This is a genomic window from Gracilibacillus phocaeensis (assembly GCF_900626275.1).
Lineage (GTDB): Bacteria > Bacillota > Bacilli > Bacillales > Amphibacillaceae > Gracilibacillus > Gracilibacillus timonensis.
On the sequence record NZ_LR131144.1, the window covers coordinates 722116 to 737010 of the forward strand.

The 14895-nt window shown below is 38.5% G+C and carries 17 protein-coding genes; 11 read left to right on the top strand and 6 right to left on the bottom strand.

Annotated features, from left to right (window positions below; translation table 11 throughout):
• Position 1: 1 nt before the first annotated feature.
• Both E0E32_RS11200 and E0E32_RS22630 read right to left on the bottom strand, forming a co-directional pair.
• Positions 2 to 211, bottom strand: coding sequence for a DNA-dependent RNA polymerase subunit epsilon (locus E0E32_RS11200; RefSeq protein WP_066192767.1), 210 nt, complete (start codon positions 209 to 211; stop codon positions 2 to 4).
• A gap of 38 nt (positions 212 to 249) precedes the next feature.
• A complete protein-coding gene (locus E0E32_RS22630) occupies positions 250 to 378 on the bottom strand; it encodes a hypothetical protein (protein ID WP_262361317.1) in 129 nt (42 codons plus the stop codon).
• A 390-nt stretch (positions 379 to 768) separates the two neighbouring features.
• Between E0E32_RS22630 and E0E32_RS11205 the strand changes: the two genes are divergently transcribed.
• The gene (locus E0E32_RS11205; protein ID WP_434059210.1) at positions 769 to 1554 is read left to right on the top strand and encodes a Cof-type HAD-IIB family hydrolase; all 786 of its coding nucleotides are present in this window, start codon (positions 769 to 771) and stop codon (positions 1552 to 1554) included.
• Positions 1555 to 1745: 191 nt separating this feature from the next.
• Here the strand turns inward: E0E32_RS11205 and def are convergent, their stop codons facing one another.
• Complete coding sequence (def, locus tag E0E32_RS11210; RefSeq protein WP_130859795.1) at positions 1746 to 2297, bottom strand: peptide deformylase; 552 nt, start codon at positions 2295 to 2297, stop codon at positions 1746 to 1748.
• Between the two features lie 350 nt (positions 2298 to 2647).
• Between def and E0E32_RS11215 the strand changes: the two genes are divergently transcribed.
• The 7 genes from E0E32_RS11215 (at position 2648) to E0E32_RS11245 (ending at position 11300) form a co-directional block, all read left to right on the top strand.
• Positions 2648 to 3292 (top strand): YkyA family protein, encoded by a 645-nt coding sequence (locus E0E32_RS11215; protein WP_066192773.1) that lies wholly within the window; start codon positions 2648 to 2650, stop codon positions 3290 to 3292.
• 681 nt (positions 3293 to 3973) lie between these two features.
• Positions 3974 to 5056, top strand: a complete 1083-nt coding sequence (pdhA, locus tag E0E32_RS11220) for a pyruvate dehydrogenase (acetyl-transferring) E1 component subunit alpha (RefSeq protein WP_130859796.1) — start codon at positions 3974 to 3976, stop codon at positions 5054 to 5056.
• A 3-nt stretch (positions 5057 to 5059) separates the two neighbouring features.
• The gene (locus E0E32_RS11225) at positions 5060 to 6037 is read left to right on the top strand and encodes an alpha-ketoacid dehydrogenase subunit beta (protein ID WP_066192777.1); all 978 of its coding nucleotides are present in this window, start codon (positions 5060 to 5062) and stop codon (positions 6035 to 6037) included.
• Between the two features lie 31 nt (positions 6038 to 6068).
• Positions 6069 to 7355: a dihydrolipoamide acetyltransferase family protein gene (locus E0E32_RS11230; RefSeq protein ID WP_066192779.1), complete on the top strand. Its 1287-nt coding sequence runs from the start codon at positions 6069 to 6071 to the stop codon at positions 7353 to 7355.
• 3 nt (positions 7356 to 7358) lie between these two features.
• On the top strand, positions 7359 to 8768 hold the full coding sequence (gene lpdA, locus E0E32_RS11235; protein ID WP_066192781.1) for a dihydrolipoyl dehydrogenase: 1410 nt from the start codon (positions 7359 to 7361) through the stop codon (positions 8766 to 8768).
• A 256-nt stretch (positions 8769 to 9024) separates the two neighbouring features.
• Positions 9025 to 9972 carry a polysaccharide deacetylase family protein gene (locus E0E32_RS11240; protein ID WP_235817534.1) on the top strand — a complete coding sequence of 316 codons (948 nt, stop codon included), beginning with the start codon at positions 9025 to 9027 and terminating at the stop codon, positions 9970 to 9972.
• A 1055-nt stretch (positions 9973 to 11027) separates the two neighbouring features.
• Entirely contained in the window at positions 11028 to 11300 is a 273-nt protein-coding gene (locus tag E0E32_RS11245) for a UPF0223 family protein (protein ID WP_066192783.1), read from the top strand.
• Positions 11301 to 11504: 204 nt separating this feature from the next.
• Here the strand turns inward: E0E32_RS11245 and E0E32_RS11250 are convergent, their stop codons facing one another.
• Complete coding sequence (locus E0E32_RS11250; RefSeq protein ID WP_066192786.1) at positions 11505 to 12125, bottom strand: DUF1054 domain-containing protein; 621 nt, start codon at positions 12123 to 12125, stop codon at positions 11505 to 11507.
• Positions 12126 to 12269: 144 nt separating this feature from the next.
• Between E0E32_RS11250 and E0E32_RS11255 the strand changes: the two genes are divergently transcribed.
• Positions 12270 to 13073 (top strand): inositol monophosphatase family protein, encoded by an 804-nt coding sequence (locus E0E32_RS11255; RefSeq protein ID WP_130859797.1) that lies wholly within the window; start codon positions 12270 to 12272, stop codon positions 13071 to 13073.
• A gap of 110 nt (positions 13074 to 13183) precedes the next feature.
• Here the strand turns inward: E0E32_RS11255 and E0E32_RS22250 are convergent, their stop codons facing one another.
• On the bottom strand, positions 13184 to 13357 hold the full coding sequence (locus E0E32_RS22250; protein WP_161485714.1) for a DUF5325 family protein: 174 nt from the start codon (positions 13355 to 13357) through the stop codon (positions 13184 to 13186).
• A 120-nt stretch (positions 13358 to 13477) separates the two neighbouring features.
• Between E0E32_RS22250 and E0E32_RS11260 the strand changes: the two genes are divergently transcribed.
• Positions 13478 to 13846 carry a YlaH-like family protein gene (locus E0E32_RS11260; protein ID WP_066192791.1) on the top strand — a complete coding sequence of 123 codons (369 nt, stop codon included), beginning with the start codon at positions 13478 to 13480 and terminating at the stop codon, positions 13844 to 13846.
• Between the two features lie 61 nt (positions 13847 to 13907).
• Here E0E32_RS11260 and E0E32_RS11265 read toward each other — a convergent pair whose 3' ends face one another.
• Entirely contained in the window at positions 13908 to 14114 is a 207-nt protein-coding gene (locus E0E32_RS11265; protein WP_078060108.1) for a YlaI family protein, read from the bottom strand.
• Between the two features lie 255 nt (positions 14115 to 14369).
• Between E0E32_RS11265 and E0E32_RS11270 the strand changes: the two genes are divergently transcribed.
• Positions 14370 to 14627 (top strand): YbyB family protein, encoded by a 258-nt coding sequence (locus tag E0E32_RS11270; protein WP_066192793.1) that lies wholly within the window; start codon positions 14370 to 14372, stop codon positions 14625 to 14627.
• Positions 14628 to 14895: the final 268 nt, after the last annotated feature.

Genomic DNA, 14895 nt, shown 5'->3' on the forward strand with positions numbered 1-14895 from the left:
GCTATGCATTCTCCACTTGAAAGTGAGGAGATTGTTGTTCATAAGCTAGATGTGCCCCTTCTAAGCGTTGGATGAACTCAATGTTAATTTGTTGATCTTTTAAAATTTCACGTACTTTGCGTTCAGATTCTGCTTCGATATATTTACTTTTGGTATGTTCTCGTACAGGAATTTCTGCCGCATTTTCTTGATATAGTACTTTGAAAATCATGTTATCTCTCCTTTTGATTAATATTTATTCCGTATTTGTTATCCGATTTTACGATGTTCCGATTGGTTGTAGTATTCACTAGAACGATTTATTGTAGTTGGTACACGTTTTCTCCGTAACGCTTCACGCATGCGACGTTTTAATTTCTCTTTTAAACGTTTTAACATTGTACTGCCAACTCCTTTCTATAATGGTATGTAAATAGAAAGAAATGCAAGTATTCAACGAACCGATCCAATCCCTATTACTTATAGTATAGTATGAATCCAATAAATTTGAAACAAAAAAGCAAAAATTCTTCAATTAATTATTTATTTAGGTAGAGAAATGGGGCAAAGAAATGAACGAAATGCCTATTGGTATGATCAAAAATTGACCAAGTGCTTGGCGATAGAACCAGGAAAAGAGGTGGTCGTTGTAATAGGTGATTTTGCTGGCTTATCTGTGCTCCCGTTTCATCTTGATTTTTTTTGTGTGTTTATAGTGTTGGCTTTGATAAATATACTTATTCCTATGATTCATGGTATAATGACGAAGAAATATAAATTGAATAGAGGATGAGGCAGTTGGAACAAAAAATAGTATTTCTTGACATTGATGACACGATTCTGGATCATCGCAAACAAATTCCCCAAGCAACACGCAAGGCTGTTGAACAGCTGCATAATAATGGTGTTATTGTCTCCATCGCAACGGGAAGGGCACCATTTATGATTCAAGATATCTTAAAAGAATTACAAATTTCATCACATGTTACCTTTAACGGACAACATGTTGTACATAATAACGAGATTATTTATCGTAATCCGATTGATTCTTCGGTTGTACAAGCATTGACGACATTTAGCATGGAAAACGATCATCCATTGGTTTATCAGAGTGACCATGATATGCGATCCAACGTTAGTGAAAGTTCTTTTATAGAAAAAGGTATGAATAGTTTAAAATTAAAACACCCGCTAATCGATGAAGATTATTATAAGAAACATGATATTTTTCAAGTGCTGCTATTTAATGAAAAATCGGAGCAAGGTGCATATGAAGATAAATTTGATCAACTTCGCTTTGTAAGGTGGCACGAGTTTTCCTGTGATGTATTACCAGGCAATGGTTCTAAGGCCCATGGGATCAAAGAATTCGTGAAGATACTAGGTATAAAATGGGAAAATACATATGCCTTCGGTGATGGTTTGAATGATATTGAGATGATAGAAAGCGTTCATACAGGGGTCGCCATGGGAAATGCCATGCCAGAAGTGAAGAAAGTTGCTGATCTTATTACAGAAAATGTCGAGAATAATGGCCTTAGCAGAGCAATGCGGCAATTGGGATTAATTGATTAAGAAAATAAGAAAACCATAAAAAACCCCGATTGGTTCATGCAAAAATCGGATGTGTTACATCATCTAACGGATTGGCCTTTCTATATTGTACAAGGTCAAAATTATTGCAAATCCTAGGATGCCAAGAATTTTATAATTTCTTGTCTTAGAACAAAGAAGCTGGTCAGCATGGCTGATCAGCTTCTTTGTATCTATTCGATGGCTTTGGAGTTCTCAGGTACAGTAAAGGGAGCCTCACTATTTATTCGATCATAGAACATGACACCATTTAAATGATCAATTTCATGCTGAAAAACAACGGCAGCATAACCTTTCAGTTTTAATTTCAATTCCTCACCATTCAAATCTGTTGCTTTTACCGTAATGCGTTGATAACGTGGCACGTATCCGGGTACTTCGCGGTCCACAGATAGACAGCCTTCACCACCTGCTAAATAAGATAACGCCACAGAATGGCTCACAATTTTGGGATTGAACAATCCATAGCTATATTGTGTTTCCTCAAAATCCTGAAAGTGCACCGCAATCATTCGTTTGGAAATACCAATTTGCGGAGCGGCCAGGCCAACACCAGCACGTAATTGATAGGCATTGGCAAGCTCCTCGTCTTGACTGTTCTTCAAAAATTGCAGCATCTCAGCTAAGGTATTTTTTTCTTCTTCAGTTGGCGGCAATTCCACAGCCTCAGCTACCTGGTTTAATATGGGATCGCCCTCTCGTAGGATATCTTTCATCGTAATCATTTTGCTATTCACCTCTCATTTATCGCAATTCTAACCATCCAGTTGGGAAATCAATTTGCAGGGTCATGCCAATTTATTTTGCTTCTAGTACCCACAAGCACCCATCTAATAAAGTTTAAGCGGGGAATAACTAATAGGTTATGCTATCCAATAAGGGGGTGAGAAGACCCTTGCTGAAGGTAAGTTTCACTGTATCACCATCATATATTATAACGAAAAAACTTTCAAAAATATAGAATTTCTCGGTAAATTCAGCTAATGCTTTAACAGATAGAGGGTGCTGTGTTATAATTAAAAAGGTTAAATGAGGAAATGGCATATGTTATTACTATAGGAGGATATGGAGACTTATGAAGAACGTGGTTTATGGCGGTATATTATTGATGCTATTTTTGGTGGGGTGCAGTGGTCAATCGGTCGCTAATAATATGTATGACCACTTAGAGAAAACCGTTGAATTAGAGCAGCCCTTTGCAGAACAGCAAGATACTTTTACACAGTTAGAAAATGAAGAACAAGAGCTATATAACCAAATTATAGAATTGTCTTCAGAAGAAATGGATCAGATTCAGTCTTTGTCAGAAGAAGCATTATCGACTATTGACGAGAGAAGAGATCTGTTGAGTACAGAAAAAGATAGTATGGATGAAGCGAAAGAAGAATTTTCTAATGTAAAAGATGAAGTAGGTGAATTAGAAGAAGGTCCTAAAGAGCCTGCGGAAGAGATGATACAAACGATGGATGAAAGATATAATACATACGAGCAATTAAATGAGGCTTACGCTGCTGCTTTAGATCAAGATACCGCATTATATGAAATGATGATGGAAGAAGAGTTAACAGAAGATGAATTAAAAGAACAAATTGATCAAGTGAATCAATCGTATGATGAGATCATTAGCTTGAATGAACAATTCAATGAGCTAACGGATGCTTACAATGACCAAAAACAAACTTTTTATGAAGCAACAGATTTAAATATTAGCTTTGAATAGACAGGAAAGGCATGGGTGTTTCGACCAAACACTTATGCCTTCTTTTATAAGCAAATAAAGTAAATAACCCTTGGTATAATAGGACTTGAAATGATGTTGAACTGGAACGAATCGCCTTATCGGTAGTCAGCATGTTCTTTTAATGATATAAGTGGAATGAAATCATGCCTCATGGATCGGATAGGTGCTCTTGATCCATTTACGCGAATGGATCAAATGAGGTACTAGCAGGAAACGATGCAAGCAAAGACTTGCTTGTCACACGTTTTTGTTACATTTATACGTTCAACGTATATAGTACTAAAGGAACAAGTGGAGTTTGCCAGTTTTTTCTGTTGTTATTCAAAATAGTACAGTGCAAAAAATATAATGAAACAGATTTTAAGAAAACGCTTTTAATCATTATTGGAACTTCGCTTTCGCAATAATAATGTTAAAAAAATTTATTGCAAAGTGTTTGACCAATGTACATTGATAAGCTAAACTATATAAGAGTAATAATTGTACCAATAATTTTATTATATTTTTATGTAACAGCTTCTAGCTTACATAGAATGTTTAATTTTTTGTGATAAAGGTATAACAGTAATAAAAACTTTTGGTACAGATTTTCTAATTTTTTGGGGAAGCTAAATTTGATTCATTAAATTTTTGTTATAAGGAAGGAAGAGGTGAATTCTTGTGAAACGTGCTTTAGAAAATATCGAAGAACAGTATCAAACGTTTCAAATCTTGGATGAAGAGGGTAAGGTCGTAAATGAAGAGGCAATGCCTGAACTTTCAGATGAAGAGTTAAAAGAAATAATGTATCGAATGGTGTATACGAGAATCCTTGATCAGCGTTCCATCGCATTAAATCGTCAAGGGCGCTTGGGCTTTTATGCACCAACTGCTGGGCAAGAGGCGTCACAATTAGGGACACAATTTGCTTTAGAAAAAGAAGATTTTATCTTACCAGGTTATCGTGACGTTCCACAATTAATTTGGCATGGTCTTCCTTTATATCAAGCATTTTTATTCTCTCGTGGGCATTATCATGGGAATCAAATGCCAGAAGATGTTAATGCATTCAGTCCTCAAATTATAATTGGTGCCCAGTATGTACAAGCTGCTGGTGTGGCACTTGGTATGAAAAAACGTGGAAGTAAATCAGTAGCCATCACATATACAGGTGATGGAGGTACATCTCAAGGTGATTTCTATGAAGGAATTAACTTTGCTGGTGCATATGGTGCTCCTGCTATTTTTGTGGTGCAAAATAACCATTTTGCTATCTCCGTACCAGTTGAAAAACAAACTGTTGCTCGAACACTAGCTCAAAAGGCAGTAGCAGCAGGTATTGAAGGTATTCAAGTAGATGGTATGGATGTACTTGCCGTATATGCTGCAACGAAGGAAGCGAGAGAGCGTGCCGTAAATGGTGAAGGTCCTACTTTAATTGAAACATTAACTTATCGTTATGGCCCTCATACAATGGCTGGTGATGATCCAACTCGTTACCGCACAGAAGATATGGATAGTGAATGGGAAAAGAAAGATCCAATCGTTCGTTTCCGTAAATACTTAGAAGACAAAGGTCTTTGGTCAGAAGAAGAAGAAAATGAAGTAATCGAAAAAGCAAAAAAAGAAATAAAAGAAGCTATTAAGAAAACGGATGAACAGCCAAAACAAAAAGTGACAGATTTGATTAGTAATATGTATGAGGAACTTCCAGCACACCTTCAAGAACAAATGGAAGAATATAAAGAAAAGGAGTCGAAGTAAATCATGGCTCAAATGACAATGATCCAAGCAATCACTGAAGCAATGCGTGTAGAATTGAAAAATGATGAAAATGTCTTAGTATTCGGGGAAGACGTTGGCCAAAATGGCGGTGTGTTCCGCGCCACAGAAGGTCTACAAGATGAATTTGGGGAAGAGCGTGTGTTTGATACACCGCTAGCTGAATCTGGTATTGCAGGGCTTTCCATCGGTTTAGCAACACAAGGCTATCGTCCTGTTCCTGAAATTCAATTCTTTGGTTTTGTTTTTGAGGCGATGGATGCGATCAACGGTCAAATGGCTCGCCTACGTTATCGTTCGGGTAACACTCGTAATAATCCGATAACGATTCGTTCACCATTTGGTGGTGGTGTACACACCCCAGAATTACATGCCGACTCTTTAGAAGGTTTAATTGCACAACAGCCAGGAATGAAAGTGGTTATTCCATCTGGTCCATACGATGCCAAGGGATTATTGATTCAATCGATTAGAGATAATGATCCAGTGGTATTTCTCGAACATATGAAATTATACCGTTCCTTCCGTGAAGAGGTGCCAGACGAAGAGTATACGATCGAGCTTGGAAAGGCAAATGTCGTACGAGAAGGAAATGATGTAACCTTAGTCGCTTACGGTGCCATGGTACAATCTGCTTTGAAAGCAGCGGAAGAACTTGAAAAAGATGGCGTGGACGCAGAAGTAATCGACTTGCGTACGGTTATGCCGGTTGACTTTGACACCATTGTACAATCTGTTGAAAAGACAAATCGGATGGTGATGGTTCAAGAGGCACAGCGTCAAGCAGGTATGGCATCTTATATTGTATCAAATGTACAAGAAAGAGCCATCTTACACTTAGAAGCACCAATCTTGACTGTAGCGGCGCCAGATACGGTATACGCATTTACTCAAGCAGAAGAAGTTTGGCTGCCAAACTACAACGACATTATCGAAAAAGTAAATCAAGTAGTTCATTTCTAAAAGATAAAATCTAAGGTAGGAGGTCATATGGATGGCTTTTGAATTTAAATTGCCCGATATTGGCGAGGGTATCCATGAAGGCGAAATAGTAAAATGGTTTGTAAAAGCTGGTGAAGAAATCAAAGAAGATGATGTGCTTTGCGAAGTGCAGAATGATAAAGCTGTGGTCGAGATTCCTTCCCCTGTTGACGGAACGGTAAAAGATGTTCATTTTGATGAAGGATCAGTTGCCACAGTGGGAGAAGTCATTGTGTCTATTGATGCAGAAGGTTATGAAGGGGAAGGCTCTTCAGAATCTGCTGAAGACGAACAAGAAGAAGACAAGCAGGAAACGCAAGAGCAAGAAAAGGATACTTCTTCCGATAAGAAAGAAGAAAAACCAGCTAAGTCTTCCAATGAGCGTGTGATCGCAATGCCTTCTGTTCGTAAATATGCACGTGATAATGACGTCAACATTAGCGAAGTTACAGGCAGTGGTAAAAATGGACGCATTATGAAAGAAGATATTGATTCTTTCTTAAGCGGAGATCAGGCAACGGAAGCTTCTTCGGCAGATGCACAGCCAGAACAAACGCAGACTCAGGATGCAAGTGGGGCTGCAGCGCCTGAAGGTGAGTTCCCTGAAACACGAGAAAAAATGAGTGGTATTAGAAAAGCAATTGCGAATGCAATGGTGAATTCTAAACATAAAGCACCACATGTTACCTTGCATGATGAGGTAGATGTGACAGAACTTGTCGCTCATCGTAAAAAATTCAAACCGATTGCTGCAGATAAGGAAATTAAATTAACCTATCTTCCTTATGTAGTAAAATCGTTAGTTTCAGCGTTGAAAGAGTATCCAATCTTGAATGCTTCTGTGGATGACGACACGGATGAAATTATTCAAAAACATTACTATAACATTGGTATTGCAGCCGATACGGAAAAAGGCTTGCTAGTACCTGTTGTGAAAAATGCGGATAAGAAATCAATTTTTGAAATTTCTCAAGAAATCAATGAATTAGCGGTAAAAGCACGGGATGGCAAACTAGCTCCAAACGAAATGAAAGGTGCTTCTAGTACGATCAGTAATATCGGATCTGCAGGTGGACAATGGTTCACTCCGGTGATTAATTATCCAGAAGCTGCGATTTTAGGTATTGGTCGTATTGCGGAGAAACCAGTCGTTCGTGACGGCGAAATTGTGGTTGCACCTGTACTAGCATTATCATTAAGCTTTGATCACAGAATTGTGGATGGCGCTACCGCACAACATGCGATGAATCAAGTGAAACGCCTATTAGAAGACCCACAATTAATTATGATGGAGGGGTAAAAGATGGTAGTTGGAGATTTTCCAGTTGAATTAGATACTCTAGTTGTTGGAGCAGGACCAGGTGGATACGTTGCGGCAATTCGCGCAGCGCAAACAGGCCAAAAAGTTACTATTGTTGATAAAGGTACTGTTGGTGGGGTTTGCCTTAACGTAGGCTGTATCCCATCCAAAGCCTTAATCGAAGCTGGTCATCGTTATGCCCATGCGCAAGGTGATGATGACTTAGGTATTACGACAGAAAATGTTTCTGTTGACTTTTCTAAAGTTCAAGAGTGGAAAGGTTCTGTGGTTAAGAAATTAACCGGTGGAGTCGAAGGATTGTTGAAAGGAAATAAAGTAGATATTGTTAGTGGTGAAGTATACTTTGTTGATAAAAATACGGTAAAGGTAATGGATGAGAAGAATTCGCAAACTTATACCTTTAAAGACTGTATCATTGCAACAGGTTCTCATCCCATTGAATTACCAACTTTCAAATATTCTGACCGTGTCATTGACTCGACCGGTGCATTAAATTTGAAAGAAATTCCAGAGAAATTGATTGTCATCGGTGGCGGATATGTCGGTACTGAATTGGGTACAGCATATGCTAATTTCGGTACAGAAGTAACCATCTTAGAAGGTCTAGATGATATTCTCAATGGCTTTGAAAGTCAAATGAGTTCCATTGTTAAGAAGAAATTGAAGGCGAAAGGAACAACCATCGTCACGAAAGCAATGGCTCAAGGTGTAGAAGAAACAGATGATGGGGTCAAGGTTACCTATGAAGTAGACGGTAAGGAAGAGACTGTTGAAGCAGATTACGTATTAGTAACGGTAGGACGTAAACCTAATACCGAGGAGCTTGGGTTAGAGCAAGTTGGTATTGAAATGGATGACAAGGGATTAATCAAAATTGATGAACAATGCCGTACAAACGTAGATAATATCTATGCAATTGGTGATATTGTTGCAGGACCTCCGCTAGCTCACAAGGCATCTTATGAAGGTAAGATTGCGGCAGAAGCCATTGCTGGTGAAAAATCCGTGATTGATTACAACGGTATTCCAGCAGTTGTGTTCTCCGATCCTGAATTGGCAACGGTAGGCTTTACCGAAGCTGGTGCTAAGGAAGCGGGCTATGAAGCGAAGGCATCCAAATTTCCATTTGCAGCAAATGGCCGTGCCTTGTCCCTTAACGAAAGTGACGGATTCTTGAAGCTTGTCACACGTAAAGAAGACGGACTATTAATTGGGGCGCAAATTGCAGGACCGAATGCCAGTGATATGATTGCAGAGATTGGGCTTGCTATCGAAGCAGGAATGACGGCAGAAGATCTTGCCTTAACCATTCATGCTCACCCATCACTTGGTGAAATTACTATGGAAGCAGCAGAAGTTGCAATTGGAACACCAATTCATATTGTTAAATAAGGAAGAAGCCTGCTAGTGCAGGCTTCTTTTTATCGCAGTGTTCAAGAATAGAGAAAACAAGCATGCTCATGATGGCAGAGAGAAAAATGTTCTACTTCGTTTTTCTTAAGAAATGTTGTCGATCTTTGTTTAAGGATAAATAGAAAGGGAATATCATATTTATCGCCTTGTAAATGTTTGTAAGGTTTCCATTTCAAGAATAGCAAAGAAATGAAGATACACGTTATTGTGAAAAATATTGGTTAGGAGGAAAAATGTGATAAAGAAATACATAGTATTCATACTTGCCTGCAGCATGCTTTTGCTAGCGGCTTGTAATAGTGAAGATGCAGATGGAAATACTCAATCGAATGAAGATGCCGAAGATACTACAGAAGATGCAACAGAAAGTGAAGGAGACAACAGTGAAGAGGATCCTGATCAAACAGGTGATGAAACAGATGGAGCCAATGAAACAGATGAAAAAACAGATAACACAGATGATCAAAGCTCAGAAGAAACGGACAATCAAACGGATCAAGTCGGAGATCCAGAGGCAGAAAAACAATACGAACTGGATACATCTACTTGGAGCCTTACACCCATAGAAGACGGCACTAATGAAAAAGTCGTTTTACTTACAATAGACGATGTGCCAGACGAAAATGGATTAGAAATGGCAAAAACTTTAAAAGAGCTTGATGCACCCGCTATTTTTTATGTAAATGGTCATTTTATTGAGTCTGAAGAAGATCAAGAAGCATTAAGAGAGATACACGACATGGGTTTTGCAATCGGGAATCACACCTATAACCACCAGCAATTATCGGTGGCAGATGAAGAAACTCAAAAACAAGAAATCATGGAATTAGATGAAAAAATTGAAGAAGTCATTGGAGAACGCCCAGAATTCTTTCGAGCGCCACATGGTGACAATACGGATTATGCCAAACAAGTCGTTAAGGATGAGGGTATGCTGTTGATGAATTGGACCTATGGCTACGATTATTTTGAGCCGTATATGGATGAGGATAAGATTAGAGAAGCAATGATTTCAGGAGAGGCACCTGAAATTGATATCGACTATTCCTTATTAAAACCAGGCGCCATTTTACTTATGCATGATCGTGAATGGACGGCTGCTGCATTAGCAGATATTGTAGAAGGTTTGAGGGAACAAGGGTATGAGATAGCGGATCCTAACACTATTGAAATTCCAGAGTAAGTAAAACCGGGCAAAATTCGCCCGGTTCTTTACGAATAACTAAAAGTAGCCACTGAACTGCCGATAAGATGGATGATGTTAAGTAGCCCACTTTCCTTAGTGGTGAGTTTGATCGTTTTATCTGTGCGAAGCAAGCACTGCGGGAATAGGTTCCGCTTTCCATGGGGCCGGCTTCAGCTAACTAAAAAGAAGAGCACTTTTTAGTGGATCTTCAGCTCGTCCTGGTCCCATAGGAGTCTCCACCTATTCCCTCCGCTAGATTGGCGTACAACAATGGTTATCACTGCAAGGAGAAAGCGTTCTAGGTACCTAGACACTGTTGAGCCAAAAGGAGAAAATCGTCAGCTGATTCTTCGTCTACGTAATGGATCATGTGGTACAAATATAAAATCATAACGTAGGATCAAGCCGTTCTCAGAAAAAGGTTATGCGGTTTGCTTATTGACAGAAATATAGTGTCTGGAACACTTCATCTTCGCAGTCATTTGATTGTAGTACTACTACCTAGCGTAGGAAATAGGTGGAGACTCCTGCGAGAAAAGCGCAGTGTGAAGACCCCGCAGGAAGCGATCTTTGCTGACGAGGAGGCTGAGCCAAGACATGGAGGTTCGCAGGCTAAGATCACGACCTCCTGTCGTAACGCCTGCACTTGCATGTCCTATGCATCGAAGCGGAACCTATTTTCGGAGCGTTTCCTAGCATTGACAAACAATCAACTTTACTACATGGAATAATGGAACTAGATACTTTACATCATCCATCTTATCGGTACCACCATTCGTTCAAGATCAAAATCGGTCCACGTCCTATCATACTCAGAATTCTATACTTTCTTATCTTAAGAAAAACTGGGTAACCAGATCTTTTACTGACCACTCAAAATAGATATGGAGCTCAAGGTCAAATCGTTCCATCTCCTATTATGCCAATGATTATATACGGCTTGATCTTATAAAAAGAAAAACCCTAAGCATAGTCAGAATATGCCTTAGGGTTCTTCTTTTGTATTGAAATGCTGCCATGTTACAATGATAAAAGTAAAAGGAGTGATAGGTTTGAATTACAGTTATCCAATTGATTCATCTTGGTCAACAGCAGAAATCATTGATGTGGTCAACTATTTTTCGTTAATTGAAAAGGCCTATGAAAAGGGAATCCCCAAACAAGATTTGATTGCGGCATACCGACGTTATAAAGAAATTGTTCCTTCCAAAAGTGAAGAGAAACAATTAGATCGTCAATTCGAGCGACAGTCTGGATATCTGGCTTACCGCGTGCTTAAAAAAGCGAAAGATTTAGACAACCATGATACGATAAAAATGTCGTAAATAAAATCTGGTCAGACTGCTGGTAAGGTGATTATTTGAAGCATCCTTACCATTATTTTGAACGAATGTGACAGTTATGATAACTGCTACAGCATATTCCTGGAGCGGTTTGCCTAGCATAAAAACAGGCAAATTCACTACATAGAAAAATGGGATACTTCATATCATCTTATCGTTAGCTTGTCCAGTGGTAGTGTTTATCGTTTAGCTTTCCAAGGAAGAGCGATACAACGGTGCAACGGTTTGTAAGGTTTCCTTTATCGTTTGAAGCAAGGCCTCGCCATCTGTCACTAATGGATCGTCGGCAGCAATTCTTCGACCAACGAGAAATTCGGCTTTTTTCACCTTTTTAAAGCGTTCCAGACATTGTTGTAAATCGGCTTCTGCTACCGTCGTCGCTTCATTTTTCATATGATCAAGCGAAATAGCGAAGTCAGCAGGCAGTATCTCCTTTATATCATCGATTTCCGTTAAAAACTTACTGGCAATTTCACTTTTGTGAGGTAGTTCATAGATATAAGCTAACCAAATAAATAAATGATCTCCCCACAAACCAACTTGAAAATGCGGATGTTTCTTATATCCGCGTTTATTATGGCAGTAGGCTGACCAGGTATCGTTTGGTGCATTTTTTGTTCTACGAGCGTGCCTGGCAATGTGTAAATGCATGTCTTGTCCAGCAATATGATCTATATCGTCCGCAAGTGCGTCATAGATAGCCTGAAATTTGGGCTGAATACGCTTTTGAATAGCTTCCATTCTTTCATCTAATCCCTCAATATAAAAAGTATTAAAGTCTTCTTGCGTAAATCCTGTAAATGTCATGTATTTCACCCTTTTTATTTGATTATTATCATTACTATTTTATATTAATTATTATCTGAATGCAAAGAAGAGTTGCCAGATTTTTAAAATAATTATTTTTTTGCTAAAATAGAAGGTAGCTAAAAATGAATGGGGGAAAAGCTGATGGATGTTACCATTCGGCAAGGTATATTTGATCATGCAAAAAAATGGGTATATGAAGCAGGTAATACTATTCGTAAGCAGATGCAGGAAAGCTTTCAAGTGGATACCAAATCCAACCCAAATGATTTAGTAACCGAAATAGATCGATCAACGGAAAGGTTTTTCATTGAGAGAATCAGGAGAGAGTTCCCTGCTCATCACATTGTAAGCGAAGAAGGATATGGTGATAATGTAACGGATGCAGAAGGGACAATCTGGATTATTGATCCAATTGATGGAACCATGAATTTCGTACATCAAAAAAGGAATTTTGCGATATCTATTGGGATCTATCAGGATGGTGTTGGAGAAATTGCCCTTATCTATAATGTGATGGATGACGTCCTCTATACAGCTTTGAAAGGGGAGGGTGCCTTTCGTAATGAGGAGCCGTTACAGCAGCTTAGCAACGAGGTATCGATAGAGACGAGTATTATCGCAATGAACAGTTCATTGGCTTGTGAAAATGATCGAATAAATGAAAAGAAAATCCAGCAGTTAATTCGAGATAGCCGAGGTACGAGATCCTATGGTTCAGCAGCTTTAGAGTTTGCCTTTGTGGCAGAAGGGATTGTGGATGCTTATCTCACCATACGATTATCCCCATGGGATTTTGCGGCAGGACTTATTTTGGTAAGAGAAGTTGGTGGAGTTACGATTCAATCGAATGGTGAACCGGTTGATATGTTGCATAATAATACGATTTTGACATCCAATCAGGAAATTCAATCTGACTTGTTAGAGCGTTATATTGATTTGAAATAAACGTTCATGAGAAGCTGTTTTCTAAGAAGCGACTGCCGGAGCGATTTTAGGCGGTATCACCATTTATTATCACCAACCTATGACCCCGGTGCAGTCGCTGTGTATGCAACTTAGCTTTCTGACTGCTTTCTTTTTTGTGCAATTCCAAAGCCCATTAAGGCAAACCCCAAGAGAAAGGCAAGCAGAATAAAAGGAACACTGCGAAAAGCAATGGCAACCCCTGCTGCCGAAAAAGAGAGAATGACACAGAGTGCCAAGAGCAATTTTGATAGTTGGATATTCATTTCCTCACCTCAAGTATGATAAAGTCTAATTAGAGTCTATCATATTTTAGAAGGAAATTGTATTTATCCCTATTATCACGTATAATAGATTTGTTTCAGAGTTGAGTATGGAGGTATCATATGGAGAGCCAGACAATAATAGAAGTACCGAATAACTTGTGGCCGGTTGCCGATTTTTTTATGAGAGGTCTTGGTGGGGAAGTTGATGTATCGGACCCTGAACAGATGGGAATGTTAATCAGAGGTTTTTTCTTCTTATACATAACGGTTGTAATCTTAGCAATTTTGGCGTATAAATTTGGATTTGCTAAAAAATTATCCCCATTGAAATCATTGGTTGTTTATATTTTATTAGTAATAGGAACATTTATATTAACTTTATTATTTGGATTGAATTTACCTTTGGCAGAAAGTTTATTTATTATTGCTATCGTCATGGGGATTTATCGTCTTCGTTTGCACCAAGAAAGAAAACAGCAAGCAAATTAATCGAATCCATTATTTACTCAAAAGCGCAAGCTGCATAACACTGCTTGCGCTTTCGTTTACTTTAATCAAGGTATTGGTCATATACTTCGTACTTGCGAAATAACTTGAATCGCCCTGTTTTATGGCGTTTTATGGTATTTTCGCCAATTCGCTTGGAGCATGTATCACACATATAGGTATGAATTAAGCGGTTCTGCAGTTTTTTTGCTTCAGGGCAATCATTATCTATTCTTTCAATGGTGTCACATATTACACATTTGACCCTCATCGTTCCACCTCAAATTCAAAAATCATTTATTCATTAAATTGTAACATATCTAGAGGAATAACCATAGACATTTGATAATTTGCGTATTTTTCCAATGGGGAGAAAGGGTTGGAATGGAATGCAGATTATGTCATGTTTTGCGTATAAAACGTGAGTCATTCTTGATAGAACAGGGAGATAAAGGATGTTTTAAATAGAGCAAGTTGGGTATATTTTTATTAAGGACAACAATAGTTAGCAGAAAGGATGATAAGCTTGAATAAAAGATATATTATCAGTGGAATAGCAGGCATAGTAAGCGCGGCAGCAGTATCCTATTTATTATCAAACGAAGCCAATCGCGAAAAGTTATGTGATGTATGGAAAAAAATAAAAACCAATCTACAAAGTAATTACGATGACTTTCCAATTGATGTGGCTGGTGATCCAGGCATTGACAACCTTGAGAACTCCGATATGGTTGAAGAAGGATCACAGTTTGGGGTTAATTATTATAATGAAAAAAGACAATAAGTTAAAAAAGGAGAGATTGAATGACCTCGATGAGAGGGAGAGCATGACAGGCTAGGTTCAAAAAGTAATCGGGGGATGATTGTTTTCCCTATTATTGCTATATTAGGATTCTTAGATGTGATCCCGGTGTCGAAGGGGCTTGCATGGTTTGCCTTAGCTATTTTTGTCGTTTGTTTACTGGTTTTCTGGTTCTCATTCAAAGGAAAAGAACCAGAAAGAGGTTAACCAATCAAAATGTGTACGGTGGATAAAAACCAGGCTGTCAGAA

What these genes read in the sequence shown, in the direction of transcription:
- E0E32_RS22630 (WP_262361317.1), bottom strand. Translation starts at nt 378, where the DNA reads ATGTTAAAACGTTTAAAAGAGAAATTAAAACGTCGCATGCGTGAAGCG.
- E0E32_RS22250 (WP_161485714.1), bottom strand. Translation starts at nt 13,357, where the DNA reads ATGAATATCCAACTATCAAAATTGCTCTTGGCACTCTGTGTCATTCTC.
- E0E32_RS11260 (WP_066192791.1), top strand. Translation starts at nt 13,478, where the DNA reads ATGGAGAGCCAGACAATAATAGAAGTACCGAATAACTTGTGGCCGGTT.
- def (WP_130859795.1), bottom strand. Translation starts at nt 2,297, where the DNA reads ATGATTACGATGAAAGATATCCTACGAGAGGGCGATCCCATATTAAAC.
- E0E32_RS11215 (WP_066192773.1), top strand. Translation starts at nt 2,648, where the DNA reads ATGAAGAACGTGGTTTATGGCGGTATATTATTGATGCTATTTTTGGTG.
- E0E32_RS11205 (WP_434059210.1), top strand. Translation starts at nt 769, where the DNA reads ATGAGGCAGTTGGAACAAAAAATAGTATTTCTTGACATTGATGACACG.
- E0E32_RS11230 (WP_066192779.1), top strand. Translation starts at nt 6,069, where the DNA reads ATGGCTTTTGAATTTAAATTGCCCGATATTGGCGAGGGTATCCATGAA.
- E0E32_RS11225 (WP_066192777.1), top strand. Translation starts at nt 5,060, where the DNA reads ATGGCTCAAATGACAATGATCCAAGCAATCACTGAAGCAATGCGTGTA.
- E0E32_RS11200 (WP_066192767.1), bottom strand. Translation starts at nt 211, where the DNA reads ATGATTTTCAAAGTACTATATCAAGAAAATGCGGCAGAAATTCCTGTA.
- E0E32_RS11250 (WP_066192786.1), bottom strand. Translation starts at nt 12,125, where the DNA reads ATGACATTTACAGGATTTACGCAAGAAGACTTTAATACTTTTTATATT.
- E0E32_RS11255 (WP_130859797.1), top strand. Translation starts at nt 12,270, where the DNA reads ATGGATGTTACCATTCGGCAAGGTATATTTGATCATGCAAAAAAATGG.
- E0E32_RS11265 (WP_078060108.1), bottom strand. Translation starts at nt 14,114, where the DNA reads ATGAGGGTCAAATGTGTAATATGTGACACCATTGAAAGAATAGATAAT.
- lpdA (WP_066192781.1), top strand. Translation starts at nt 7,359, where the DNA reads ATGGTAGTTGGAGATTTTCCAGTTGAATTAGATACTCTAGTTGTTGGA.